Raw genomic sequence first — 23,436 nt, forward strand, 5'->3', positions numbered from 1 at the left:
CGCAGGTTGTCCTAGTGCACTGCGAAGCGGGCCGGCGACCGGCGCAATGTCCGGCCGCACACCGGGCCTACCCGCCGCAGTAGGTGGCCTCGACGGTTTGTTCACCGAGCACCTTCATCTCGGCGATCCGAAGTTGGTCGGCCAACCCGTTGACATTGATGGTCGATTGCAGGCGGTCATAGAAATGCCGAACCAACGCCTCGAAAGTGGGTGAGAAGTCCACGGTGCACAATTTGAGTCCACCTTTTTTGGCCACCGCGGCGATATCGTCGTACAGCGGGTCGCTCCTATCGACCACGAACGCGTGATCCACCTCGTCGAGTATCGGCCGAAATGCATTTTCCAGCAGGTCGGTGTCGAGCAGGAAGTACTGCTCGTCCAGCGCGTCACCGACAAGGGTTACCGAGACGAATATGGTGTGGCCGTGCAGATTCGCGCACTTGTTCGCAATCAGGTCCGGTGTGTAGAGCTCACTGCCACCGCGACTGGTGCGCATATCGTGCGTCCAAGTACGATGTCCCATCTCCAGCCGGATGGTTTGTTTGATGGTGTAGGGCATGTTTCCCCTTCGTCCACTAGTCGAGCCCGTAACTGGCATTAAGTGTCGAAGCGCAGCGGAGTTCTGCGCGTCTGAGCGCGCAACCGTCGAGTTGCAGTTTGCCGCTTATTCGCTCGTAGATATGTTGCACGAGGCCTTCGATAGTTGGATTGAAATCGACCTGGTAAATCTTGTCCTCGATATGCGCCAGTTCGCAGACTTTGACGAACTCATCGAATATGGGGTCCTTGTCCCAGATGATGAAAGAGTGGTCCAAATCATCGATGACCGGTTTGACGATGACGGCCAAGTCATTGGTGTCGAAGACGGTTTTCATACCGTTCAACTCACCTTTGAACTCTAATACCAGCTTCAGTTGCCAAGTATGACCATGGATCGTCTCTTCTTTTTTATAGTCGAATCCCAACGATCGATGACCCGCATCGAATCGAAAAGTCTTTTCGATCGTATGACCCACTGAGGTCTCCACTTCCTGAGCTTCACAGCAATCTGCTGCCTGCCTCGCCCTGTGCAAGCTAAAGGCAGCCGCGGACGCAGGACGAGTGAAGTGTCAGGAAGCGGTCAATTCGTGGGTGGCAACCCGCCCTGTCCGACGGCGAGCTCAGGCCCCGCCCGAGTTCATCTTGAGCGCGCGCTCGACATTGGCTTTCTTGTCTTCTTCCGCGCCCTTCGCCGCCGCCTTCTTGCGCCTGGCTACCACGGTGTCGACTGCGCCGTTGAGCGCCGACCCCAGCGGGAAGCCCAGGTAGTGGGTAAGAAACAGAGCCATTTCCTTCAGCTCGGTCTCGCTCAGTTCCCCGTTCAGCAGCGCTGCATTGATCTGGATCTCGGCCAGATCGCGATTCCCGACGGCGGTCACCGCGGTGAGCGTCATGATGCGCTTGTCCCGCATCGACAGCCCCGGTCGCGTCCAGATTGAACCGAACAGGTGGTCGACGGTCAGGTCGAAGTAGGGGTCGCCCTCGATATTGGGCATCTCCCAGCCGTAGACCTCGTTCATCTTCTCCAGGCCCTTGCGGCGCAGTTCGTCCATCACGCGTCTTTCTCTGTATGCGGCACCCCGAGGCCCGGCGCCAGCCATTCGAGAGCCAGCTTAGCCAGCGGCAGGTCGACCGAGACCGATTCGGCAAGGGCCAGGGCCAGACCCAGATCCTTCTCGCCGAGACCACGGGTATGGGTAAACCCGTCGTAGAGGAAGTGGCCCGGCTCAAGATCTTTCGTGTCGTCGCGGAACATGATCGACCCGGCTCCGCCGGTCAGTTTATCCGTGTGACGCACCACGTTGCCGAGGTCCTGCAGGTTCAGGCCGGCAGCCTCAGCCAGCTTCCATGCCTCTCCCACCGCCGCGTATGTCGTGAAGGTGAGCATGTTGCGAGCCAACTTCATCCGCGTGCCCGCGCCGGGCGGCCCCGCGTGCACCACCAGCTCCGCCCAATGCTCGAACGGCTCTTTCACGCGGGCGAACACCTCATCGCTCGCCCCGACCATGGTCGCCAACTGACCGAAACGCGCGGCGCGACCACCACCACTGACCGGCGCATCGATGACGTAAACGCCCTGCGTATTCAGCTCACCCGCCAACTCTTCGGCGGTGGTGTCGCTGATCGTCGAGTGGATCGCGACCACGGTGCCGGGTTTTGCGGTCGTTGCCAGTGCATGCACCACGTCCCGCACCTGCTCGTCGTTGAGCACGGTCACGCTGATAATGTCGGCGGACGCGACGTCGGCCACGCTATCGGCGAGGCGGGCGCCTCGGTCAGCGAACGGCGCCATCGCTTCGGCCCGAACGTCGTAAACCGTCAGGCCGCCCGGCCATTCGGACATCTTCTTGGCCATCGGGGCGCCCATATTGCCCAACCCGATGTATCCCAGTTTCGGCGCGTCAGACACTGGCGCCACTCCTCCTCATCGCTCCGCTCTGCATCGTCGTCGGCGCGTCAGACACTGGCGCCACTCCTCCTCATCGCTCCGCTCTGCATCGTCGTCGGCGCGTGGTCACGACCGGATGATCTGTCCGCCGTCGACGTTGAAGATCTGCCCGGTGATCCAACGGGCCTGATCGCTCAACAAGAACAGACACATGCCCACCAGATCGTCCGGGGTTCCCATGCGCGACAACGGAAGTCCCTTGACGATGTCGTCGACGATCTGCTTGGGCGTGGTGGTCCGGTTGGCCTCGGTGTCGATGGGGCCGGGTGCGATGGCGTTGATCCGGATGTTCTGGCCGCCCAGCTCCCGCGAAAGTTGTTGGGTGAGGCCGTTGATGCCGACCTTGGCCAGGCCGTAGAAGTTGGCGTACAGCCACGCCGCGGTGGACGACTGATTGACGATTGCCCCGCCGCCACGCTTGGCCATCTTCTTGTAGACCGCGCGGGTGCACCACAGGGCGCCGTCGAGGTTCACGCTCATGAACCGCTTGTAATACTCCGGGTCGACGGTGAGCAGGAAATCCAGCTTCATGCCGCCGAAGATCGCGGCGTTGTTGACCAGGTAGTCGATCCCGCCGAACTCGGCCAGGGTCCGATCGGCCATCGCCTTGGCCGATGCCGGGTCGGACACGTCCACCGGAACGCTGATAGCGGTTCCGCCGTCGGCGACAATCTGTTTGGCCACCCCCTCTGCCGCCTCGGCGTTGATGTCGGCCACCACCACAGCCGCACCCTCCCGGGCCAGCGCCTCGACGTACGCCTGGCCGATACCGCCACCGGACCCGGTGACGATGGCTACCTTGTTCTCGAACTGCACGCTGCGCTCCTCTACTCCACTTTCAAATGGCCATAGTCGCAATGGTTTTGATTTCCAAGTATTCTTCGAAGCCGGCCACGCCCATCTCGCGGCCGTTACCGGACTGCTTGTATCCGCCGAACGGCGCATCCGCGGAGTACCAGACTCCACCGTTGATGTTGACGGTGCCCACCCGCATCCGCGCGGCGAAGCGGGCGGCCCGGTCTTGGTCCGCACTGAACACGGTGCCCGACAAGCCATATGATGAGTCGTTGGCGATCCGCAGCGCGTCCTCGTCGCCGTCATGGGCGATCACCGTGAGCACCGGCCCGAAAATCTCCTCCCGGGCGACGCGGGCATCGTTACCCAGACCGGCGATCACGGTGGGTTCGATGAAATAGCCGACATCTCTTCCCGCCGGGCGACCGCCGCCACAGGCGAAGGTGCCGCCTTCGGCGATCGCCGAATCGAGGTAGCTTTGCACACGGTCGCGCTGGCGCGCCGAAATCAAAGGGCCGCAGACGGTTCCGGGGTCGTCGGGGTCACCCGGCCTGATCCCGGACATGGTTCCCGCCGCAGCAGCGACGGCGTCGTCGTACTGCGCCCGCGGCACCACCAGACGCGTGGTGATCGCACAGCCTTGCCCGGCATGCATGGATGCGGTGAACCCCGCCATCGCGCACGCGGCGGCCATATCCGCGTCGTCGAGTACGACGAACGCCGACTTTCCGCCCAGCTCCAGGAACACCTTCTTGATGGTGGCCGCCGAATCGCTCATCACGTTGCGGCCGGTGGCGGTAGATCCGGTGAACGAAATCATGTCCACCCGAGGGTCTTTAGCGAGCAAGGCGCCCACGCTGTGATCGCTGGAGGTAACGATGTTCACCACACCCGGCGGGATGTCGGTGTGCTCGGCAATGAGTTCTCCGAGCACCGCTGCGCACCATGGCGTGTCGGGTGCGGGCTTGAGCACCATGGTGTTGCCGGCCGCCAAGGCGGGACCCAGCTTGGCGAGGTTGATCTGGTGCGGGAAGTTCCACGGGGTGATAGCGCCGACGACACCGACCGCTTCACGGGCGATGGTGCGCCGGGTCGGGATGCCCATCGGCGACGCCTGGCCCAGATCCTGGTTCCACACGTAACTTTCGGCGGTGTCCGCCGCGAACGCCAGATCGTTGACCGGTCCTTCCAGCTGAGCCATCGAGGTCAGCATCCGCGGCGCTCCGACTTCGGCGATGGTGAGTTCTCGTAGTTCTTCGGTGTGCTTCTGCATCCCCTCGCGCAGCTGTCGGATGCACCGAACGCGCAATTCGGTGTTGCGCGACCAGTCGGTGTCGTCGAACGCACGGCGCGCCGCCTGGATGGCGCGGCCCATGTCGTGCGCATCGGCGTCGGCCGCGACGCCCAGCACCTCCTCCGTGGCCGGGTTCGCCGTCGGGAAGGTGCCTGCCGCGCCCTCCGAGAACGTTCCGTCGATGAACAGAGCACTCACGCCGTCGGCCAACAGGGCCATCTAACACTCCCACCAGGTGCGCTCAGCCGTCCGAAGCTGACGACCAAGCCGAATGGACAACTGTCCGATATTGTTTCGTCGAACCATAGCCCCGAAGTCGGTGGCGGTGCAAGAGCCGGCAATGTGATTGGCCGTCATCGGTTCGGAAACGCGATTGAAAAGGGCTTTTCCTTGCAGGGGTTGCTTAGCGGTGCGACCATCCCTTAGCTTGGACATGTGTCCAGCGATACTGCGGTTTCGGTGGCCGACCAGGCTCAGCAGCCGGCCGGCAGAACCCCACGTAACCGCCGCCAAGAGGAAACCTTCCGCAAGGTACTGGCCGCCGGCATGCAGACCATGCGAGAGAACACCTACGCCGATCTGACCGTGCGGATGGTGGCGGCCAAGGCCAAGGTCGCGCCCGCCACCGCCTACACGTACTTCTCATCCAAGAACCATCTGATCGCCGAGGTCTACCTGGATCTGGTGCGGCAGGTGCCCTACTTCACCGACGTGAACGTCGCCATGCACGCCCGCGTGGATCAAGCGCTGCGGCACCTGGCACTGGTCGTCGCCGACGAACCGGAGGTGGGCGCGGCGTGCACCGCCGCACTCATGGGGGGTGGCACAGATCCCGCGGTGCGGGCCGTCCGCGACCGGATCGGTGCGGAGATCCACCGCCGCATCGCCTCGGCCATCGGGCCGGGCGCCGAGGCCGGCACCGTTGCCGCCCTACAGATGGCCTTCTTCGGGGCGCTGGTCCAGGCCGGCAGCGGCGAATTCACGTATCACGACATTGCCGACCGGTTGGCCGAAGTGGTGAGGCTCATTCTGGCCGGGGCCGAGAAAGGCACTGACTCATGACGATTCACGTCGGGGATCCAGAACTTGTACTCGACCCCTACGACTACGACTTCCACGAGGACCCGTACCCGTATTACCGCCGGTTGCGCGACGAGGCCCCGCTCTACCACAACGAAGCGCTCGGATTCTGGGCGGTTTCGCGGCATGCTGACGTGCACCAAGGATTTCGCAACAGCACCACGCTGTCCAACCGCGATGGTGTATCCCTGGACCCCGTATCCCGCGGCCCGCACGCGTCGAAGACCATGTCGTTTCTGGCCATGGACGACCCGGCACACCTACGGCTGCGCACCCTGGTGTCAAAAGGGTTCACACCGCGCCGGATTCGCGAACTCGAACCGCGAGTGACCGAACTCGCCGTGCAGCACCTCGACGTCATGCTGGACAAAGCCGGACCAGGCGGCACGGTGGACTATGTCGCCGAATTCGCCGGCAAGCTGCCGATGGACGTGATCTCGGAACTGATGGGCGTGCCGGCGGCCGACCGCGACCAGATCCGGGCCTGGGCCGACGGCGTCATGCACCGCGAGGACGGCGTCACCGATGTGCCGGCATCGGCGATCGAGGCGTCGATCAACCTGATCGTCTACTACCAGGGCATGATCGCCGAACGCCGCACGAAGTTGACCGATGACCTGACCTCAGCGCTGCTGGAGGCCGAGATCGACGGCGACCGGCTCACCGACGAGGAAGTCCTCGGTTTCATGTTCCTCATGGTGATCGCCGGCAATGAGACGACCACGAAACTCCTGGCCAACGCTGCGTTCTGGGGGCACAAGAATCCCGATCAGCTGGCCCCGGTCTACGCCGATCCGTCCCGGATTCCGCTGTGGGTCGAGGAGACGTTGCGTTACGACACGTCCAGCCAAATCCTGGCCCGCACCGTCTCCGGTCCACTCGAGCTCTACGGCACCACGATTCCCGAAGGTGACGTACTGCTGCTGTTGCCCGGCTCGGCCCATCGCGACGAGCGGGTGTTCGACCGGCCGGACGACTTCCTGATCGGCCGTGACATCGGTTCGAAGCTGCTGAGTTTCGGCAGTGGCGCGCACTTCTGCCTAGGGGCGCACCTGGCCCGGATGGAAGCGCGGGTGGCACTAACCGAGTTGTTCAAGCGAATCCGCGGATACCAGGTGGACGAGGCCAGCGCCGTCCGCGTCCACTCCAGCAATGTCCGCGGGTTCGCTCACCTACCGGTCACCGTGGAGGTTGCCTGATGCCCCGCTTCGACCCGCATCCCGCTCGCCGGCCCGCCATTGTCGCGGGCGCGTCCTCGGGTATCGGTGCCGCGACCGCGGTTGAGCTTGCCGCCCATGGTTTTCCGGTGGCGCTCGGCGCGCGCCGGGTGGACAAATGCCAGGAGCTCGTCGAGAAGATCCGCGCCGAGGGCGGTGAGGCGGTCGCGCTGCCCCTGGACGTCACCGACCCGGAGTCGGTCAAAAGCTTTGTGCGGCAAGCCGCCGAGCAACTGGGCGACATCGAGGTGCTGGTGGCCGGAGCCGGCGACACGTACTTCGGCAAGCTGCACGAGATCGACAGCGAGGCGTTCGAGTCGCAGCTGCAGATCCACTTGATCGGGGCGAACCGGCTTGCCACAGCGGTGCTTCCGGGCATGCTGGAGCGTCAGCGCGGCGACCTGATCTTCGTCGGCTCCGATGTCGCGCTACGGCAGCGCCCGCACATGGGCGCCTACGGCGCGGCCAAGGCCGGACTGATCGCCATGGTCACCAACCTGCAGATGGAACTGGAAGGCACCGGCGTGCGCGCGTCGATCGTGCACCCAGGGCCGACGAAGACCGGGATGGGCTGGAGCCTGCCGGCCGAGTTGATCGGTCCCGCGCTGGAAGACTGGGCCAAGTGGGGACAGGCCCGCCACGACTACTTCCTGCGGGCGTCAGATCTGGCCCGGGCGATCACCTTCGTTGCCGAGACGCCGCGGGGTGGGTTCGTGGTCAACATGGAGCTGCAGCCCGAAGCGCCGTTGGTGACCAACAAAGAGCGTCAACAGTTGAAAGTCGATGAGAAGGCTTTGAATCCATGACCACCCAACTGACCGTGCCACGGGTTTCCGGCGGCGAAGAGGAACACGGCCACCTCGAGGAATTCCGCACCGACCCGATCGGCCTGATGCAGCGGGTCCGCGACGAATGCGGCGACGTCGGCTGGTTCCAGCTGGCCGGCAAGCACGTCATCCTGCTCACCGGCGCGGGGGCTAACGAGTTCTTCTTCCGTTCGGCCGACGAGGATCTGGATCAGGCCGAGGCATACCCATTCATGACGCCAATCTTCGGCAAGGGCGTGGTGTTCGACGCCAGCCCGGAGCGGCGCAAGGAGATGCTGCACAATTCGGCGCTGCGCGGCGAACACATGAAGGGCCATGCCGTCACCATCGAGGGAGAAGTGAGCAAGATGGTGGCTGATTGGGGCGATGAAGGCGAGATCGACCTGCTCGACTTCTTCGCCGAGCTGACGATTTACACCTCGACCGCCTGTCTGATCGGGCTGAAGTTCCGCAACCAGCTGGACTCGCGGTTCGCGCACTTCTACCACCAGCTGGAGCGCGGCACCGACCCGCTCTGCTACGTCGACCCCAACCTGCCGATCGAGAGCTTCCGCGTCCGCGACGAAGCCCGGGTGGGCCTGGTGGCGCTGGTGCAGGAGATCATGGACCAGCGGATTGCCAACCCGCCCAAGGACAAGAGCGACCGGGACATGCTCGACGTGCTGGTGTCCATCAAGGACGAGGACGGCAACCTCCGGTTCTCCGCCGACGAGGTCACCGGCATGTTCATCTCACTGATGTTCGCCGGCCACCACACCAGTTCCGGTACCTCGGCCTGGACGTTGATCGAACTCATGCGCCACCCGCAGGCCTACGCCGAGGTCGTCCAGGAACTCGACGAGCTCTACGCCGACGGCCAGGAGGTGAGTTTCCATGCGCTGCGCCAGATCCCGAAGCTAGAGAACGTGCTCAAGGAGACGCTGCGGCTGCACCCGCCGTTGATCATCCTGATGCGGGTGGCCCAGGGCGAGTTCGAGGTGGAGGGCTACCCGATTCACCAGGGCGACTTCGTCGCCGCGTCCCCGGCGATCTCCAACCGGATCCCGGAGGATTTCCCCGATCCCAATTCTTTCGACCCCGACCGCTACGAGAAGCCGCGACAGGAAGACCTGGTCAACCGCTGGACCTGGATTCCGTTCGGGGCGGGCCGGCACCGCTGCGTCGGCGCCGCGTTCGCCCAGATGCAGATCAAGGCGATCTTCTCGGTCTTGTTGCGCGAGTACGAGTTCGAGATGGCACAACCCCCCGACAGCTATCACAACGACCATTCCAAGATGGTGGTGCAGCTGGCCCGGCCGGCAAAGGTCCGCTACCGCAAGCGTGTGCAGGACTGACGGCGATGGGATTCAGGATCGAAGCGGATCTGGACCTGTGCCAGGGCCATGCGATGTGCGAACTGGAGGCCCCGGATTACTTCCGGGTCCCCAAGCGCGGCAAGGTCGAGATTCTCGACGCCGACCCGCCCGAAGAGGCCCGCGGCGAGGTGGAGCGGGCCGTCGAGTCGTGTCCTACCCAGGCACTGTTCATCAAAAAGAAGGAAAGCTGATGGCGTCACACCCCCGCGAGGTATTGGAAGACTGGGTCGACCGCTGGCTGGAAACAAATCGAGTTGCCGAGCGGGAGGGTGACTGGAAGCCCCTGGCCGACTTCTACGCCGACGACGCCACCTACGGCTGGAACATCGGGCCGAAAGAGGACGTGATGTGCGTCGGCATCGATGAGATCCGCGACATCGCCCTGGGCCTGGAGATGGCGGGCCTGGAGAACTGGCAGTACCCGTACCAGAAGGTCCTCATCGATGACAAGCTGGGCGAGATCGTCGGCTTCTGGAAGCAGGTCGCCATCGACTCCGACGGCGGCCGCTCGGAGATCTACGGCATCGGCGGCAGTTGGTTCCGGCTCGACGCCGACGCCAAGATCGAGTGGCAACGCGACTTCTTCGACTTCGGCCATGTGCAGGCGTTGTACCTGGACCTGATGAAATCCGGAAAGCTGTCCCCGGGGATGCAGAAGCGCATCGAGCGCAGCCTCGCCGGCGAGAAGCTGCCCGGCTACTACCCGCTGGGCAAGGCGCCGGTCCCGCTCTGGTGAGGCGTTACACCAGTCGCCGCCACCCAACCAAGCATTTGTTTTGTTAAACGCGCTATGCTGGCCGTTAGGAGTGCCCTGTGGCACTCATCACCACCGTGCCGGGCATGATGGGGCCAGGCACTCTCAATTCAAAGGCGAAATGGGGTCAGGTCCACCGTGAAGACAAAAGGCGCACTGATCTGGGAATTCAACCAGCCGTGGTCCATCGAGGAAATCGAAATTGGCGACCCCGCCAAGGACGAGGTCAAGATCCAGATGGAAGCGGCCGGTATGTGCCACTCGGATCACCACCTGGTGACCGGCGGCATCCCGATGGCGGGCTTCCCCGTGCTCGGCGGCCACGAGGGCGCCGGCATTGTCACCGAGGTCGGCCCCGGCGTTGAAGACATTGCCCCGGGCGACCACGTGGTGCTGTCCTTCATCCCGTCCTGCGGACAATGCCCGACCTGTCAGTCCGGCATGCGCAACCTGTGTGACCTCGGTGCCGGCTTGCTGGCCGGGGCGGCCGTGAGCGACGGCACGTTCCGTATCCAGGCCCGCGGTCAGAACGTCTTCCCGATGACGCTGCTCGGCACGTTCTCGCCGTACATGGTCGTGCACCGCAGTTCAGTGGTGAAGATCGACCGATCCATCCCGTTCGAGGTTGCCGCGCTGGTCGGCTGCGGCGTCACCACCGGCTACGGCTCGGCGGTGCGCACCGCCGACATCCGTCCCGGCCAGGATGTCGCGATCGTCGGCGTCGGCGGCGTCGGCATGGCGGCCCTGCAGGGCGCGGTCAATGCCGGCGCACGTTTCATCTTCGCGATCGACCCGGTGGAGTGGAAGCGCGACCAGGCGCTGAAGTTCGGCGCCACCCATGTCTACCCGGACATCAACGCCGCACTGATGGGCATCATGGAAGTCACCTACGGGTTGATGGCCCACAAGGTGGTCGTCACCGTCGGGGAGCTGCAAGGCTCCGACATCGACAACTACCTCAACATCACCCAGAAGGGTGGCACCTGCGTGCTGACCGCCATCGGCAGCCTGCTCGACACCAACGTCACCCTCAACCTCGCCATGTTGACCCTGATGCAGAAGAACCTGCAGGGCACCATCTTCGGCGGTGGCAACCCCCAATACGACATCCCGCAGCTGCTGTCGATGTACAAAGCCGGCAAGCTGAACCTGGACGACATGGTCACTACCCAGTACCGCCTCGAGCAGATCAACGAGGGCTACCAGGACATGCTGGAAGGCAAGAACATTCGCGGCGTGATCCGCTACACGGACGCTGATCGGTAGCCCTGGTCCTGAGTGACCAGCTTTCCGCACCTGTTGGCGCCGGGGCGAATCGGCGCCATGACCGTGCGCAACCGGATGGTCATGTCTCCGATGGAGACGATGTACGGCACCCCCGACGGCCTGCCGTCTGCGCGCACACGTGACTACTTCGCCGCCCGCGCCAAGGGCGGCGTCGGTCTGATCACGTTGGGAGCCACCGGAGTCGACCCGCAGCACCCGGAGACTCCGGGCGGGCTGCACCTGGGCACCGACGCGGCCGTGGACGCACACCGGGCGCTGGTGGAGGAGGTGCACGCACACGGCGCCAAGATCCAGCCGCAGATCGTGCATGCCGGGCCCGACGGCCTGGGACCGGAGATGTTCGGCGCGACGTCGCTGGGACCGTCGGTGGTTCCGTCATATCTCACCGGGCGTCCGTCGGTGGAGATCACCGGTGCCCAGCTCACCGCGGTGCTCGACCTGTTCAAGGCAGCCGCCCGCCGGGCCGTCGAAGCCGGCTACGACGGGATCGAGCTGCACGCCGCGCACGGCTACATGCTGCTGGGTTCTTTCCTTGCGCCACAACGTAACCGGCGTACCGACCGCTACAGCGGGCACACCGCACACGGCAGGCTGCGAGTGGTGCTGGAAACGCTGGCCGCGATCCGTAGTGAGATCGGCCAAGCGCTGCCGATAACCCTGCGCATCTCCGGATACGAGCGCGTTGCGGGTGGCCGGCCCATCTACGAAACCGCCCGGATGGCACCAGAACTCGTCGCCGCGGGCGTTGACGCGTTTCACGTCAGTGGCGGCGTGATCGACCGGCTCGTCACGGGCATGGTCAACAGCGCCGACGACGGCGAAGCGGTGAACGTTGGCGCCGCTGGCGCCGTCAAGCAGGTGGTCGATGTGCCGGTGATCGCCGTCGGACGCATCCACCACCCCGTGCGGGCCGAACGCATCCTGGCCGACGGCCGCGCCGATTTCATCGCCATGGGTCGCCCGTTGCTCGCCGACCCGGAGCTGCCGCGCAAGCTGGGATCCGGTCAGGCGCACCGGGTTCGCATGTGCATTTCCTGCGAAAACTGTATCGATGCAATGGAACAACGCTTCTCGGTCGACTGCGCGGTGAATCCGCGCACCGGCCGGGAACGCGCACTCGCGGCACCCGCGGTTGCGCGCGCCAAGCGGGTGGTGGTGATCGGGGGAGGACCGGCCGGGCTGGAGGCGGCGCGGGTGGCTGCCGGCCGTGGCCACCGAGTGACGCTGTTCGAGCGCGGCCGGCAACTCGGCGGTGCCCTGCGCTGGGCAAGCGTGCTGCACCCCGAGAATCGGCCCTTCCTGCGGTACCTGCGCCGGGAGGTCGGGCTCAGCGGCGCTGAAACGGTACTGGGCCGGAATGTTGCGGTGCACGACGTCGTCGCGTCGGCACCGGAAGCGGTGGTGGTGGCCACCGGCGGCCGGGTCGCGGTGCCGGCGATTCCGGGAGCTCAGCTACCGCACGTGCACACCGGACCCGGTCTGCGCAGCATGCTCGACGGTCGGCGGCTGCTGCGTCCCGAGGCGGTGCGGATGGCCAGCCGCGCCTGGATGCCGTTCGGCCGCAGGGTCACGGTCATCGGCGGTGACTTGGTGGCGCTCGAACTGGCCGAGTTCCTGGCGGCACGCGGCCGACTGGTCTCGATACTCGAGAGCGACGCAGACATCGCACCCGAGATCGGCAACAAGCGCAAGACCGAACACACCGATCGCCTGGACCGGCTGGGCGTCACCGTGCACGTGCGCGCCGAAGTCGAGCGGATCACCTCCGGCGCAGTGATTTTCACACCGTCCGGCGGCGTCGTCCGCGAACTGGCCGCCGACACCGTCGTCATCGCCGGCACCGTCGAACCCGACACCGTTTTGCTCAACGCGCTGGTCGACGCACTGCCCGACACCCCGGTTCACGCCGCGGGCGACTGCACCGGGCTGGGCCTGATCCGCAAAGCCACCGAAGACGGCGCTCGTGCCGCGTGTGCAATCTAGAGAAGGAGACCCGCAATGAGCCCAACCGCCCAATCCCCGGCGCTGACAGCCTCGCAATCGTCATGGCGCTGTGTGCAAGCGCATGATCGCGAAGGTTGGTTGGCATTGATGGCCGACGACGTGGTGATCGAGGACCCGATCGGTAAAGCCGTCACCAATCCGGACGGCACCGGCGTGAAGGGCAAAGAGGGGGTGGCCACGTTCTATGACACCAACATCGCCGCCAACCAGCTGAGGATCACCTGCGAAGAGACCTTCCCTTCCAGTTCACCCCACGAGATCGCTCATATCCTCGTGCTGAACAGCAAGTTCGAGGGCGGCTTCACCAGCGAGGTGCGCGGCGTGTTCACCTATCGCGTCAACGACGACGGTCTGATCAATAGCATGCGGGGGTACTGGAACCTCGACATGATGAAGTTCACGCAGGAGTAACCCCGCGCGAGAAACTAGCCGATGCGGCCGATTCCGGTGATATTGCCCTGCATGATCTTGCCGCCCATCAGGACCATGCACGCCGTCTGAATCGGGTCGCTGAGCAGAGTGGCCGACTTCGGTTGCTGGTGCATCAATCTCCCGGTGGTCGGGTCGATAACCGAGTAGGCGAAGATGTCGGCCGGCGTAGTCTGGTCGAGCCCGATCCGGGTGATGGTGTAGATCAGCCCGTCGCCGGTGGACAGGTGTGGCAGCGCGGCACTGCGAACCTTGCTCTCCCACACCGTGTGACAGCCAGGGCCCGGGCTGTCCATGTCCACTCGCGTCATCCCGCCGACGAACGGCGCCGTCGGCGGCACCGCCGGACCCGCACCCGGCGGGACCGCGGGATAGGGATAGCCGTAAGTGCTGGCGATGAACATCGAATTGCCCGCACCGATCGGTGAGTTCTCGCTGCCCGGTCCTCCCTGCGTCAGGACCGTCTGCTGGCATACGATATTGCCGGTGCCGGATTGGTAAACCACAGCGTGCACCTGCGGCTCGGCGTTGTCGACGATGGTCACGTAGTCGGCGCCGGTTGGGCCGAAATACGTTGGGGTGGAACCGGTCCCCCAACTCAGCTGACCCGGTTTGCGGGCCGGCCCCCGGTCGTAGTTCTGGCTCCACAGGACCTGCGGATTACCGCCGCCGTTGAGGTTGATCTCGTAGACGGCGAACGTGGTGGCTACCGCGATGCGGTTGAGGGGTGACGCCGAGATGCTGTTGGCCACTTGCTGTCCGGCGGGCAGCTGCAGACTGGCAACGCCCCCAGCGGCTTTCGCGACCCCGACCACGCCGCCGGCGGTGGCGAACCAGACGTTGCCCTGATAGTCGGGGACCACGCCGACCGAGCTGTCACCGGGGGGTATGACGCCGGACAGGTCCGTGGACTGGGTGACGACCAACTGCCAGCGACCCCGTTCGTCCCTGGTATGCGCGATGCGCAACAGGTGGTTGACGCCGTCGATCAGCACCATCTGGTTGTTGTTGTCCAGGTAGGCGTAGACGCCGCCGAGCAGGCCGCCCTTGGTGATGTCCAGACTGGCCAGCGGAATTACCTGCGGCAGGATGCCGCCGGGATCAAGCAGATGCAGTACCGGAGCCTGTTGGGTGATCGTGGTGCACAGCGCTAGCACCAGACCGTCGGTGCCCTGGGTGATCGTCGGACATGCGGCCAGGAGCGGGAATGCGAAGATCGGCACCAGGCGCGCGCCGGGACCGGGGAGCGGTCCGGCATCGGCCGATCCAGCGTCGTTGTGCATCGAGGCCAGGCCGTTGGGCGCCAGGTACGGGTTCGGCGGCGCGAGCGGACCGTAGGCATCGGCCGCCCGGGCCGGCGTGAGGGCGGGGATCAGGGACACCGCGCATGCGGTCAGCACTGCCACCGGAATCGCCAGCAGCGCTGTGGGAAAACGCACCAAGGTCGCCTCCCGTGAATTGAGTCACATGGCATTCTGGCGGGCACGGAGAACGACACGGCAACGGTGCGTTAACGATTCGGCCGCACCGATTTGCGGCGTCAAGCCCGGTCCGGTATGTACACCCCGGTTCCCTGCGCCATCTTGGCCAAGGTTTCGTATGCCATCCACATGAATCCCTGCTCCCCCCAACGTTTTCCGAAGCTGTTCTGAATTCGCACCGCGCCGGCGCTCCTGTTGTCGTCGTACGCGGTGATGACCATGACGTGACCGGCTTTCTTGCCGGATGCGTTGATCAGCCACTGTCCGTTACCGACGTACGGCGACGGCGTGCCGCGGTAGTGCGGAAAGTCGCTGTAGAGGTTGACGCCGAAGGCCACCGGCAGACCTTTCACGATCACGCTGCGTAGGTTGTTCAGGCCCTCCGGTCCGGTGATCCGGATGAGTGTGTGCCCGGGGATCCGAAACATCGGATCCGGGTCGACGGTGCGTGAACCGTAGTCGGCCCAGTTGGCCTCACACGATGTGGTGGATCTGCGCCTGCCGACATTGGGTGCCGCAGCCAGCGAAGGCGTGCCGCCATTGGACTGTAACCAGTTGAGACACTTGACCATCTGGCCGCCCTTGCAGGTGTTCTCGGTGAGTTTGTTCGCCAACTGGTATCGGATGTAGGCATAGTCGGGACCGGCGCGGCGTGCGGGAGTGCTTGGCGCAGTGGCGCTTTTGCCGGCGGCGTAGAACGTCGCCAGGCCGTACACGGTGGCCCACACGAAACAGTTCGGCATGGTCTGTCTGCCCACCGGTGGTAGCCACTCCGTGTTGACCGAGGCCGCCGCGGGCAGCCGACCCGGGCGCTCGGGCGTCTCGGGCGCTCCCGGCTCCGAGACGTCGGAGTCGTAACCGTAGGAGGTCAGCTCGTAGGGCTCTTCGTCCTGGGCGCCGCAGGCCGGCAGCAGCGCGCCGAGGGTACCGGCGGCGGTGAGCGCGAGCATCTGGCGTCGGCCGATCCGGAGCTGCATGCGGATGACCCTATTGGGCAGGGCGCACATATGCTGAGGCAATGGCGTCGATCTTCACCAAGATCATCAACCGCGAACTCCCCGGCCGCTTCGTCTACGAGGACGACGACGTCGTCGCGTTCCTGACGATCGAGCCGATGACGCAAGGCCACACCCTGGTGGTGCCACGGGCCGAGATCGATCAGTGGCAGGACATCGACCCGCCGGTATTCGCCCGTGTCATGCAAGTGAGCCAGCTGATCGGCAAGGCCGTGACCAAGGCGTTCTCGGCGGACCGCGCCGGCGTGATCATCGCCGGCTTGGAGGTGCCGCACCTGCACGTCCACGTCTTTCCGGCCCGCAACCTCAGCGACTTCGGCTTCGCACACGTCGACCGCAACCCGTCACCGGAGTCGCTGGACGAGGCCCAGGCCAAGATCAAGGCGGCGCTGGCCGAGTTGTTGTAGGGACGCTTTGCGCCGAACCTGCATCAGGGCTCGAGGTGCCGCGTGTCGTCTACCCTCAGCGCAGGCTCGATGCGTCTGGGGCAGGCTCAACAAGTCCGGGCAGGCTCGACGGGGTGACCACGTCACTCACCCGGGGCAGTGCGACCCGGAAGCAGCAGCCCTCCCCCGGCGCAGTGGTCACCGTGACGGTGCCGCCGTGTGCCTTGACCAGCGAGTCGACGATCGACAACCCGAGCCCGGTGCCGCCGCTGGCCCGCGCGCGGGACGAATCGGTGCGGTAGAAGCGCTCGAAGATCCGGTCCGCGTCCTCCTGGCTCATGCCTGGTCCCTTGTCGGCGATCTCGAGCAAGGCGTCGTCGGCGTCGGTGCCGACCCGGATGGTGACGTCAGCGGTCACCGGTGTGTGCTGGATCGCGTTCGCGACGAGGTTGCCCAGCACCTGACGCAGACGCGCTTCGTCGCCCAACACCTCCGGGGTGCCGGGCCCGTCGAAGACCTCCATGGTGATGGTGCGCTGGGGATCGATCGCGCGCCCGTCGTGCACGGCGTCGCTGGCCAGCGCCAGCAGGTCCACCCGGTGCTGTTCCAGCGGCCGCTGCACATCAAGGCGGGCCAGCAGCAAGAGGTCGTCGACCAACAACCCCATCCGGCTGGCTTCGCTTTCGATCCGCGACAGCAGCATCGAGACGTCCCGGGCGGCGCCCTGCCGGTACAACTCGGCGAAGCCGCGGATCGTCGTCAACGGCGTGCGAAGTTCGTGGCTGGCGTCGGTGATGAACCGTCGCATCCGTTCCTCTGAATCGCGAGCGGTTTCGGCCGACGATTCCGAGGCGGCCACCGCCTGTTGAATCTGGGACAGCATTCCGTTGAGCGCCAAGGAAAGTCGACCCACTTCCGTGCGCGGGTCGCGTTCGGTGACGCGACGGTCCAACTGGCCCGCGGCGATCGCGGCCGCCGTCTGCTCGACTTCGGTCAACGGCCGCAGGCTGCGATACACCACCACGAAGCTGGCGATGCCGACCACAACCAGCACCGCGGTCCCGATACCGGCCTGCAACCAGACCAGCGACCGGACCGTGTGGTCGACATCGGACAGGTCGATGGCCACCGTCGTGATCCCGCCCTGGGGTCCGCGGACCGTCACCGCGCGCCACCGGATGTCCGAGTCGCTGACCGAAGGCAGCGTTGTCGGGTTGGGGCCGACATCGTTGTTGGCGGGCAGCGCAGGCTCGGCGTTGCGGTCATTGATCGCGGTCATGGGGCGACCGTCGGGGCTGATCGCCCGCACGTAGAACTTCGACGGCGGCCGCGCCGGATCGAAGCCCTGCCCGTTGGACGTGGTGTGCTTCCACGGGGCCTGCGCCCAGGTGCGGGTGGCGTCCATCAGGGTCGAGTCGATACGGCTGACCAAGCTGTGGCGCAGGATAGAGGTCACCGCCACCCCCGAGCCCAGCAGCCCGCATAGGACCAGCACTAATGTCGCTGCGACCAGACTCACCCGCAGGGGCACGCCACGGCGGTAGCGGCCGGTCATCTCAACGTGGTTCGCGCAGTACGTAGCCCACCCCTCGCAGGGTATGCAGCAGGCGCTTCTCCCCGGTGTCGATCTTGCGGCGCAGATACGACACATAGGACTCCACGACGTTGACGTCACCCCCGAAGTCGTAGCGCCAGACGTGGTCGAGGATCTTCGGCTTACTCAGCACGGTGCCGGCGTTGATCACGAAGTAACGCAACAGCGTGAACTCGGTGGGCGACAGGGAGACCGGTTCGCCGGCCTTCCACACTTCGTGCGTCTCCTCGTCGAGTTCGATGTCGGCGAACGACAGCCGGGCATTGCGCGGTTCGTTGCTGGTGCCCTTACCGGCGCGACGCAGAATGACCCGCAACCGGGCTACCACCTCTTCCAGGCTGAACGGCTTCGTCACGTAGTCATCGCCACCGAGGGTCAGACCGGCGATCTTGTCCTGCAACGAGTCGCGGGCCGTCAAGAACAGGGCCGGGGCGTCGATGCCGTCGGCGCGCAACCGGCGCAGTACTCCGAACCCGTCCATTCCGGGCATCATCACGTCGAGGATGACCGCGTCCGGCTTGGATTCACGGGCCCGGTCGAGGGCCTGGGCCCCGTTGGTCGCGGTGATGACTTCGAAGCCCTGGAACTTCAGGCTCACCGACAGCAGCTCGACGATGTTGGCCTCGTCGTCGACGACGAGGATGCGAGCCTCCGGTTTGGTGTTCTCGCCGCCGGGATGTCCCAGTGTCACGTCAATCTCCCGAAGTTGAGTATTAGCTTCAGAGTCATTGAAAACTTCCTGAAAGGTCGGTGCAAACAATCTGCTAGCAGTCTGCCAGGAGTCGCGGAGTGAATCGGGAACCGCGCGGTGTTGGCCGGGCACAAGCCGCGAATAGACTCGGAGAATGAACCTCGTCAAAGCCCTCATGGGTGTTGCGACCGCTCCTGCGCGCGCCGGGTTGGCCGCCGCGGAAGCAAGCCTGAATATCGCCGGCGCGGGGGTGGGTCTGGCAAAGCAGGCGTTGGGCGATACCAGCGGGCCGAGTGGATCGAACGCGATGGCCAACATGCTCGGCATCGACGACGCGCTGGCGCGGGCCAATCGGCTGGCGCGCCTGCTCGACGACGACATGCCCCTGGGACGGGCGGTGGCCCCCAACGGTCCGATGGACCGGATGCTGCGCCCGGGCGGGGTGGTCGATCTGCTGACCGCCGAGGGTGGGCTTGTCGACCGGCTGACCGCAGAAGGTGGCGGCCTGCAGCGCGCCCTGCAGCCTGGCGGCCTGGCCGACCAGCTGCTGGGGGCCGACGGCATGATCGAGCGAATGCTGGCCGAGGACGGTTTGGCCGACAAGCTGCTCTCCGAGGGCGGCCTGGTGGACAAGCTGACAGCCAAAAACGGGCCGCTGGAACAGCTAGCCGATGTCGCCGACACCCTGGCCCGGCTGGCGCCCGGGATGGAGGCCCTGGAACCCGCGATCGCCACCCTGCAGGATGCGGTCATCTCGCTGACCATGGTGGTCAACCCGTTGAGCACCATCGCCGACCGCATCCCGTTGCCGGGGCGGCGGCCCCGTTCGTCGTCGCGACCGGTGCGCTCGCAACGCATCGTCGAGGGCGAGCCGTGACCAGTTAGGCTGGCACCGGTTTTACCGGCCTCCTTAGCTCAGTGGTAGAGCACTCGCCTTGTAAGCGAGCGGTCGTCAGTTCAATCCTGACAGGGGGCTCTGAACAGGGCTCTGAACAGGGGCTCTGAACAGGGGCTCTGAACAGGGGCTCTGAACAGGGGCGTTGAAGAGGGGGCGCTGAAACCGCTCAGCGCTCCTGAATCCGTGCGGCCGGCCGTCGCCAGGGAGGACCTCGCTGCTCGGGATGACCGCTCCCCGAGGGAAAGTCCTCGGATCCGCGCAGCCAGCCTAGGCGGTCCCATCAGGCGGCGGAGTCGGACTCTTTGCGGGGCGTGTTTGGCTTGCCGCAACTCAGTCGTCAGCGATCGGCGGGGAACTGAGCGCCGGGACGGTGGCTTCGCGGCGCACCACCGACCGCGCGGCTACCGCGAACATCTCGAGCTTGTCGATGACGGTTTGCCCCTCCGGCTTGTGCCCCCAGATGCTGATGCCCCGGTGGGTTGTGGGCTTCCAGACGGACTCATCGACGACGATGGGGTTCCAGCCGACCTCCCACTCGAATCCAGAGGGGGTCAACGCGTAGTAGGACAGTTCCTTGTCGTTCGTGTGCTGCCCGACCGACAGCGCCATGTCAAATCCCAACGCCTTGACGCGCTGATAGGACGTCACCATGTCGTCAAGCGTGGCCACCTGGACGTTCACGTGTTGCACGCGCGTGCGAATCGGGTTGACCGGCAACATGTTCACCGAGGCAATCGCCACCGAGTGGTGCCGTTCGTTGACCCGCAGAAAGCGGATTTTCAGCTTCAGCCCGTTGATCGTCTCGTCGATGTAGTCCGACAGGCGCGCATTGAACACCTGGTTGTAATAGCCGCGCATCTCATGCGGCTTCTTGGTGGCGATCGCCACGTGGCCGAGTCCGCCCGCGCCGGTGACGAACCCGCTGCCCGGTATGTCCAGCCCGAGCGGGGCGGTGCGGGCGGTGGTGTACACCTCCTGGGTGAGGCCGTTCGGTCCGGGGAACCGCAGGAAACGTTCGACGCCGCGGAGTTTGGCGTCGTCGTCGGAGCCCTCGACAGCAGGCACACCGTGGTCGGTGACCCTGCGGCACACCTCATCGAAAGTGGCGTGGTCGTCGAGATGCCAGCCCAGGGCGACGACGTCCTCCGCCGGCCCTCGTCGCACCAGGAAGCGACATTCGTTGGCGTCCAGCCGAAACCGCATCGTGTCGGGCAGCATCTCGTCGAGGTGCATACCGATCGCGTCACGGCCGAAGCGCTTCCAATCGGCGAACTTGTTGGTTTCGATCACGACATAGCCCAGGTGGACGTTGCCGAAGACATCAGTAGTCATGAGATTTCCTTGTCAACGATCAGGCTGTCAGGAACGCGGTGGTGACGGCGTTGAAGAAGTCGGCGCGTTCCCACTGAACCCAGTGGCCGGTGTTCGCCGTAACGAGCACGTCGGCGTTGGGCAACCGCTCGCCCAGCATCGTCGCGCCGCTGGGCTTGTTGACCTTGTCGTCGCGGCCCCAGATGACCAGCGTCGGCGTTGCCAGGCGGTTGAGCCGTCGGTCGCGGGTGAAATCCATCCGCCAGAGCGCGCCGAGCCCCGCCGGGCGTTGCAGGGGCGGGTTTGCGACGACCTCGGGCTCGATGGACGACCGGTAGCGCGACTCGATCAGGTCCTCCGGCACAGCGTCGCCGTCGTAGACCAGATAGGAGCGGATGAAGGTCCGCAGTTTTTCGGGGCTGGGACCGTCACCGCCGTAGTAAGACAGCAGGCTCTTCAGGCCCGCGGTCGGCAGCCCGCGCGTAGTGCCCACACCGCCCGGCCCCATCAGCACCAGTTTGTCGACCCGGTGCGGACCGTCCAGCGCGAGGCGCAACGCGCAGGCACCGCCGAAGGAGTTGCCGACCAGATGCGCGTGCTGGATGCCGAGCTGGTCGAGCATGCCGCGGATGTGACCGGCCAGGTATCCGAACGGGTCGTTGCGGTCCACGCCCTTAGATGAGCGGCCGTAGCCGGGCAGGTCGGGGACGATCACCCGGAAGTTCTCGGCCAGGTGCTCAATGTTGCGCGAGAAGTTCGACACGCCCGACGCGCCCGGTCCACCGCCGTGCAGCAGGACCACCGGCGCACCGTCTCCCCGCTCGACGAGAAAGATGTCTTTGCCGTGGACGCGCACGGTGCGCTCGGTCATGGTGTTGCTGGTCATCGAATCCGCCCTCACGCCTTGAGTCCGGTCGGGGGTGCCGGCAGCAGCTGGTCTTCCTTGGCGGCGGCGTAGACGAACCCGTCGGGCCGTACCACCACCGCCGAAGCACCTCGCTTGTCGAGCCAGCGCGTCAAGATGCCGTCGGCGTCAACGACGCTATCCGCGCTCGGAACGGCTCCGGGGACAAGGATTTTCAGCACGGGGACGCCAGCATCACGCCAGCCCGGCAGATCGGGGGCGGCTCCGAGATGCAGCACCGTCCAGCGGCCGCCGATGACGTCGTCCAGGCGCACCGCGTCGCCCTTCTCTTCGAGGACCCACGGCTGCGGGATCAGCCAGCCGACCGCGCCGTTCCCGTTCTGCGCCAACAACCCCGTCCGATACCGCGCGTGCGGCAGCCAACGGTGCTGACGCAGCCAGGACGTGAAGCCGGGCACCCTGCTGGCGGCGCGGAAGAAGTGGTTGCGTGCGGCGGCGCGACGCGGGTCGTGCTGGATGATGAGCTTGCCGGTCTTGACCGCGCGATTGGTCACCTCTCGCACGTGTGGCAGCCGCTCGGCCTGGTAGGTGTCGAGCACCGACTCGGGCAGCGATCCGGTCAACACCGCAGCCAGCTTCCAGCACAAGTTCGCGACGTCGCGCACCCCGGCGCACATCCCCTGCCCGATCCACGGCGGCATCGCGTGCGCAGCGTCACCGGCCAGGAAGACGCGCCCAACCCGCCACCGATCGGCAAAGCGGACGTGGTGGCTGTAGCACGCGAACCCAAGGATTTTCACGTTCTCAGGTGAGATGCCCTGCGCGCTCAACACTTTCCAGATCGCCTCCTCGGAGAGCAGGCTCTTCTCGTCCTCGTTGTCACGCACCGGAAACTCCCACCGGTGGTGACCCAATGGGGTGGGGCAGTCCACGGTGGGCCGCTGCGGGTTGCAGTGGAAACGCAGCCGGTCGTGGCCCGGCCATTCCTTGAGCACCTTGGTGTCGATGACGATCCAGCGCTCCGCGAAGGTGCGCCCGCTGAAACCGATGCCCAGTTGGCCGCGGATGAAACTCGACCCGCCGTCAGCCGCGATCACGTACGACGCCCTGATTCGCCGGAACTCGTCGACGCGAAGATCGGCCAGCATCAATTCGACATGCTCGTCGCGCTGCACTATCCGCAGGCACTCGTGCTCCAGCAGGACCGTGACGTTGGGGAACCGGTCCACCCCCTCGCGCAGCACCTTCTCCAGCGCGGGTTGGTAGATGAACTGCTGCGGCGGGTGACCATTCCCCCGCGACACCGGCAGCAGCCGCACGAACGGCACGCCCTTGGCATCAACGAAATTCGCGCCGTTACCGGGTTGCATGTCGGCGTTGAGGCGGTCTGCCAGGCCGACCTGTTGCCAGATGCGCACGACCTCTTCGTCGGTGGAGATGGCTCTGGCGCGCGTGTAGATGTTCGGATCGCGTTCCACGACGACGACCTTGAGGCCCATCTGGCCGAGCAGGTTGGCCGCGGTGACGCCAACGGGCCCGTATCCGACGATCGCTACGTCATAAATCGGCTGGTCTGACATGAGGGGAACCTTCGACGGTGGGTTGTTAATGTAGCGTTCCCTACAGTAAGCTCGGAGCAGAGTGGTCGTCAATACCTCAACGGG

General features: G+C 65.3%; 24 protein-coding genes and 1 tRNA gene. 12 read left to right on the forward strand and 13 right to left on the reverse strand.

The window, feature by feature from the left end:
• Window positions 1-67: 67 nt before the first annotated feature.
• The 6 genes from JX552_RS27370 to JX552_RS27395 form a co-directional block, all read right to left on the reverse strand.
• Complete coding sequence (locus JX552_RS27370; RefSeq protein WP_241010745.1) at window positions 68-496, reverse strand: 6-pyruvoyl trahydropterin synthase family protein; 429 nt, start codon at window positions 494-496, stop codon at window positions 68-70.
• Between the two features lie 79 nt (window positions 497-575).
• Window positions 576-1,028 carry a 6-pyruvoyl trahydropterin synthase family protein gene (locus tag JX552_RS27375; RefSeq protein WP_205874895.1) on the reverse strand — a complete coding sequence of 151 codons (453 nt, stop codon included), beginning with the start codon at window positions 1,026-1,028 and terminating at the stop codon, window positions 576-578.
• 132 nt (window positions 1,029-1,160) lie between these two features.
• The gene (locus JX552_RS27380; protein ID WP_205874896.1) at window positions 1,161-1,592 is read right to left on the reverse strand and encodes a carboxymuconolactone decarboxylase family protein; all 432 of its coding nucleotides are present in this window, start codon (window positions 1,590-1,592) and stop codon (window positions 1,161-1,163) included.
• Window positions 1,592-2,449 carry an NAD(P)-dependent oxidoreductase gene (locus JX552_RS27385; RefSeq protein WP_205874897.1) on the reverse strand — a complete coding sequence of 286 codons (858 nt, stop codon included), beginning with the start codon at window positions 2,447-2,449 and terminating at the stop codon, window positions 1,592-1,594. The genes JX552_RS27380 and JX552_RS27385 overlap by 1 nt, the downstream gene beginning before the upstream one ends.
• Window positions 2,450-2,554: 105 nt before the next feature.
• Window positions 2,555-3,304: an SDR family oxidoreductase gene (locus JX552_RS27390; protein ID WP_205874898.1), complete on the reverse strand. Its 750-nt coding sequence runs from the start codon at window positions 3,302-3,304 to the stop codon at window positions 2,555-2,557.
• 22 nt (window positions 3,305-3,326) lie between these two features.
• Complete coding sequence (locus tag JX552_RS27395) at window positions 3,327-4,796, reverse strand: aldehyde dehydrogenase (protein ID WP_205874899.1); 1,470 nt, start codon at window positions 4,794-4,796, stop codon at window positions 3,327-3,329.
• Window positions 4,797-5,012: 216 nt separating this feature from the next.
• Here JX552_RS27395 and JX552_RS27400 point away from each other — a divergent pair, with 216 nt between their 5' ends.
• The 9 genes from JX552_RS27400 to JX552_RS27440 all read left to right on the forward strand — a co-directional run bounded on the left by JX552_RS27400 (window position 5,013) and on the right by JX552_RS27440 (window position 13,512).
• The gene (locus JX552_RS27400; RefSeq protein ID WP_431195899.1) at window positions 5,013-5,639 is read left to right on the forward strand and encodes a TetR/AcrR family transcriptional regulator; all 627 of its coding nucleotides are present in this window, start codon (window positions 5,013-5,015) and stop codon (window positions 5,637-5,639) included.
• A complete protein-coding gene (locus JX552_RS27405) occupies window positions 5,636-6,856 on the forward strand; it encodes a cytochrome P450 (protein ID WP_205874900.1) in 1,221 nt (406 codons plus the stop codon). The genes JX552_RS27400 and JX552_RS27405 overlap by 4 nt, the downstream gene beginning before the upstream one ends.
• Window positions 6,856-7,680 carry an SDR family oxidoreductase gene (locus JX552_RS27410; protein ID WP_205874901.1) on the forward strand — a complete coding sequence of 275 codons (825 nt, stop codon included), beginning with the start codon at window positions 6,856-6,858 and terminating at the stop codon, window positions 7,678-7,680. Before JX552_RS27405 ends, JX552_RS27410 begins: the two co-directional genes overlap by 1 nt.
• Window positions 7,677-9,035 carry a cytochrome P450 gene (locus JX552_RS27415; protein WP_205874902.1) on the forward strand — a complete coding sequence of 453 codons (1,359 nt, stop codon included), beginning with the start codon at window positions 7,677-7,679 and terminating at the stop codon, window positions 9,033-9,035. Before JX552_RS27410 ends, JX552_RS27415 begins: the two co-directional genes overlap by 4 nt.
• A 5-nt stretch (window positions 9,036-9,040) precedes the next feature.
• Window positions 9,041-9,247, forward strand: coding sequence for a ferredoxin (locus tag JX552_RS27420; protein ID WP_205874903.1), 207 nt, complete (start codon window positions 9,041-9,043; stop codon window positions 9,245-9,247).
• On the forward strand, window positions 9,247-9,792 hold the full coding sequence (locus JX552_RS27425) for a Cif family virulence factor (protein ID WP_205874904.1): 546 nt from the start codon (window positions 9,247-9,249) through the stop codon (window positions 9,790-9,792). The genes JX552_RS27420 and JX552_RS27425 overlap by 1 nt, the downstream gene beginning before the upstream one ends.
• Window positions 9,793-9,948: 156 nt before the next feature.
• Window positions 9,949-11,076, forward strand: coding sequence for an NDMA-dependent alcohol dehydrogenase (locus tag JX552_RS27430; protein WP_205874905.1), 1,128 nt, complete (start codon window positions 9,949-9,951; stop codon window positions 11,074-11,076).
• 12 nt (window positions 11,077-11,088) lie between these two features.
• Window positions 11,089-13,080, forward strand: a complete 1,992-nt coding sequence (locus JX552_RS27435) for an FAD-dependent oxidoreductase (protein ID WP_205874906.1) — start codon at window positions 11,089-11,091, stop codon at window positions 13,078-13,080.
• A gap of 15 nt (window positions 13,081-13,095) precedes the next feature.
• The gene (locus JX552_RS27440; protein WP_205874907.1) at window positions 13,096-13,512 is read left to right on the forward strand and encodes a ketosteroid isomerase family protein; all 417 of its coding nucleotides are present in this window, start codon (window positions 13,096-13,098) and stop codon (window positions 13,510-13,512) included.
• A gap of 14 nt (window positions 13,513-13,526) precedes the next feature.
• Here the strand turns inward: JX552_RS27440 and JX552_RS27445 are convergent, their stop codons facing one another.
• On the reverse strand, window positions 13,527-14,969 hold the full coding sequence (locus JX552_RS27445) for a hypothetical protein (RefSeq protein ID WP_205874908.1): 1,443 nt from the start codon (window positions 14,967-14,969) through the stop codon (window positions 13,527-13,529).
• Window positions 14,970-15,070: 101 nt separating this feature from the next.
• Entirely contained in the window at window positions 15,071-15,988 is a 918-nt protein-coding gene (locus JX552_RS27450) for a C1 family peptidase (protein ID WP_205874909.1), read from the reverse strand.
• A gap of 41 nt (window positions 15,989-16,029) precedes the next feature.
• On the opposite strand from JX552_RS27450, the gene JX552_RS27455 reads away from it, so the two are divergent.
• Window positions 16,030-16,434: an HIT family protein gene (locus JX552_RS27455; protein WP_205874910.1), complete on the forward strand. Its 405-nt coding sequence runs from the start codon at window positions 16,030-16,032 to the stop codon at window positions 16,432-16,434.
• A gap of 55 nt (window positions 16,435-16,489) precedes the next feature.
• On the opposite strand, the gene JX552_RS27460 is transcribed toward JX552_RS27455, so the two are convergent.
• Entirely contained in the window at window positions 16,490-17,968 is a 1,479-nt protein-coding gene (locus JX552_RS27460) for a sensor histidine kinase (RefSeq protein ID WP_205874911.1), read from the reverse strand.
• Window position 17,969: 1 nt separating this feature from the next.
• Complete coding sequence (locus JX552_RS27465) at window positions 17,970-18,698, reverse strand: response regulator transcription factor (RefSeq protein ID WP_205874912.1); 729 nt, start codon at window positions 18,696-18,698, stop codon at window positions 17,970-17,972.
• A gap of 154 nt (window positions 18,699-18,852) precedes the next feature.
• Here JX552_RS27465 and JX552_RS27470 point away from each other — a divergent pair, with 154 nt between their 5' ends.
• Together JX552_RS27470 and JX552_RS27475 are read left to right on the forward strand one after the other, a co-directional pair.
• Window positions 18,853-19,575 (forward strand): hypothetical protein, encoded by a 723-nt coding sequence (locus JX552_RS27470; protein WP_205874913.1) that lies wholly within the window; start codon window positions 18,853-18,855, stop codon window positions 19,573-19,575.
• 27 nt (window positions 19,576-19,602) lie between these two features.
• A tRNA-Thr gene (locus tag JX552_RS27475) sits at window positions 19,603-19,674 on the forward strand.
• A 252-nt stretch (window positions 19,675-19,926) separates the two neighbouring features.
• Here the strand turns inward: JX552_RS27475 and JX552_RS27480 are convergent.
• The 3 genes from JX552_RS27480 to JX552_RS27490 are packed head-to-tail and all read right to left on the reverse strand — an operon-like array spanning window position 19,927 to window position 23,352.
• Window positions 19,927-20,928: a VOC family protein gene (locus JX552_RS27480; RefSeq protein ID WP_205874914.1), complete on the reverse strand. Its 1,002-nt coding sequence runs from the start codon at window positions 20,926-20,928 to the stop codon at window positions 19,927-19,929.
• A gap of 19 nt (window positions 20,929-20,947) precedes the next feature.
• On the reverse strand, window positions 20,948-21,793 hold the full coding sequence (locus JX552_RS27485; RefSeq protein ID WP_205874915.1) for an alpha/beta fold hydrolase: 846 nt from the start codon (window positions 21,791-21,793) through the stop codon (window positions 20,948-20,950).
• Window positions 21,794-21,804: 11 nt separating this feature from the next.
• The gene (locus tag JX552_RS27490; RefSeq protein ID WP_205874916.1) at window positions 21,805-23,352 is read right to left on the reverse strand and encodes a bifunctional 3-(3-hydroxy-phenyl)propionate/3-hydroxycinnamic acid hydroxylase; all 1,548 of its coding nucleotides are present in this window, start codon (window positions 23,350-23,352) and stop codon (window positions 21,805-21,807) included.
• Window positions 23,353-23,436: the final 84 nt, after the last annotated feature.

It is taken from the genome of Mycobacterium gordonae (assembly GCF_017086405.1).
In the GTDB taxonomy this organism is placed as follows: Bacteria; Actinomycetota; Actinomycetes; order Mycobacteriales; family Mycobacteriaceae; genus Mycobacterium; species Mycobacterium gordonae_D.

Coding starts and splice junctions, on each gene's coding strand:
- JX552_RS27395 (WP_205874899.1), bottom strand. CDS start 4,796: ATGGCCCTGTTGGCCGACGGCGTGAGTGCTCTGTTCATCGACGGAACG.
- JX552_RS27410 (WP_205874901.1), top strand. CDS start 6,856: ATGCCCCGCTTCGACCCGCATCCCGCTCGCCGGCCCGCCATTGTCGCG.
- JX552_RS27460 (WP_205874911.1), bottom strand. CDS start 17,968: ATGACCGGCCGCTACCGCCGTGGCGTGCCCCTGCGGGTGAGTCTGGTC.
- JX552_RS27405 (WP_205874900.1), top strand. CDS start 5,636: ATGACGATTCACGTCGGGGATCCAGAACTTGTACTCGACCCCTACGAC.
- JX552_RS27370 (WP_241010745.1), bottom strand. CDS start 496: ATGCGCACCAGTCGCGGTGGCAGTGAGCTCTACACACCGGACCTGATT.
- JX552_RS27490 (WP_205874916.1), bottom strand. CDS start 23,352: ATGTCAGACCAGCCGATTTATGACGTAGCGATCGTCGGATACGGGCCC.
- JX552_RS27455 (WP_205874910.1), top strand. CDS start 16,030: ATGGCGTCGATCTTCACCAAGATCATCAACCGCGAACTCCCCGGCCGC.
- JX552_RS27450 (WP_205874909.1), bottom strand. CDS start 15,988: ATGCAGCTCCGGATCGGCCGACGCCAGATGCTCGCGCTCACCGCCGCC.
- JX552_RS27480 (WP_205874914.1), bottom strand. CDS start 20,928: ATGACTACTGATGTCTTCGGCAACGTCCACCTGGGCTATGTCGTGATC.
- JX552_RS27380 (WP_205874896.1), bottom strand. CDS start 1,592: ATGGACGAACTGCGCCGCAAGGGCCTGGAGAAGATGAACGAGGTCTAC.
- JX552_RS27415 (WP_205874902.1), top strand. CDS start 7,677: ATGACCACCCAACTGACCGTGCCACGGGTTTCCGGCGGCGAAGAGGAA.
- JX552_RS27470 (WP_205874913.1), top strand. CDS start 18,853: ATGAACCTCGTCAAAGCCCTCATGGGTGTTGCGACCGCTCCTGCGCGC.
- JX552_RS27420 (WP_205874903.1), top strand. CDS start 9,041: ATGGGATTCAGGATCGAAGCGGATCTGGACCTGTGCCAGGGCCATGCG.
- JX552_RS27440 (WP_205874907.1), top strand. CDS start 13,096: ATGAGCCCAACCGCCCAATCCCCGGCGCTGACAGCCTCGCAATCGTCA.
- JX552_RS27425 (WP_205874904.1), top strand. CDS start 9,247: ATGGCGTCACACCCCCGCGAGGTATTGGAAGACTGGGTCGACCGCTGG.
- JX552_RS27485 (WP_205874915.1), bottom strand. CDS start 21,793: ATGACCAGCAACACCATGACCGAGCGCACCGTGCGCGTCCACGGCAAA.